The sequence below is a fragment of the Paenibacillus puerhi genome, from assembly GCF_009846885.1.
GTDB classification, from domain to species: Bacteria; Bacillota; Bacilli; order Paenibacillales; family NBRC-103111; genus Paenibacillus_G; species Paenibacillus_G puerhi.
The window spans coordinates 1-969 of sequence record NZ_WUWM01000095.1 but is presented as its reverse complement, the minus strand read 5'-3'; the positions used below and the strand labels follow the sequence as shown (position 1 = coordinate 969).

The 969-nt window shown below is 40.1% G+C and carries 1 protein-coding gene; it reads left to right on the top strand.

All coding sequences use genetic code 11. The features are described from left to right. Nucleotides 1–635 precede the first annotated feature (635 nt). Complete coding sequence (locus GSF01_RS30570; protein WP_407945814.1) at nucleotides 636–848, top strand: VOC family protein; 213 nt, start codon at nucleotides 636–638, stop codon at nucleotides 846–848. Nucleotides 849–969: the final 121 nt, after the last annotated feature.

Below are 969 nucleotides of genomic sequence, written 5' to 3'. Positions count from 1 at the left end.
CGTAATCGCCATCCAATTCTTAGTCATGAATCTGGAGAAGCGACTTCGGAGTCTCTTTTTCGTTTTTTTCACCCTTTTTCGATTTAACACATTGCGCTTTATAAATTGAGTTGTTCAGCAAGCCCTACTTACGACAGGATTAATGATACATAAGAAATTTGATTACAAAGACAAAAAAATGATTGAGTTAACAAAAGAGTATTTGCAAGAAGTAAAACGCATAATGAATCTCAAATAAAATAAAAAAACTGCTTTGAAAGTAGAACTGACGAGGCTTCAGATAACATTGTATTCACGCATCATCGCCTATGGCAAAGTAGCCAATTATTAGAGGTACTAGATAGGAAAGCTCAAACCTATTTGAAAGCATTTTAAGGAGTCATTAACTTCGCTTGTAACTGTTTTTCCGATGACTCTTTATCGGCTACGCCCCTCGGTCCGTCCGAAGTATGGGCAAGGAAGCAGAATCAGATGGACACATCCGAACCACCTTACCGCGTCGCAGCCGTTTCGATCGTGAGCCGCGCTGTACGTTCAGGGGTCACTTTAAGGTGTTGAGACGTCGTGAATGCAAGAACGTAATATGAAACGAGTCAAACCATAAAAGATGAAAAGCCGGGGGGAGAATTAACTTGGTGAAGTTAATTGAGTACGTAGATCATATTCAATTGCCAGTAACCGACATTAACAAAGCAGTAAGTTGGTATATTGAAGTATTAGGGTTAGAACTACTTACAGTGCATCCTCACGCGGCATGGTTAAAGTTTGTCTCTGGACCAGTTTTAATGCTGCATTATAGCACAAAAAATGAAAAGACCTTATGGTTCTCGGAGGACGGTTTTCTATAATGCTCCCATAGGTTGAGACACAGGAGGGAAAAAAATAAGTTATAATAAGAGCATGGAAAAACGGAACCGATATACCTCAGAGTTTAAAACAAAGGTTGTGCTGGAGGTCCTCCGGGAGGAG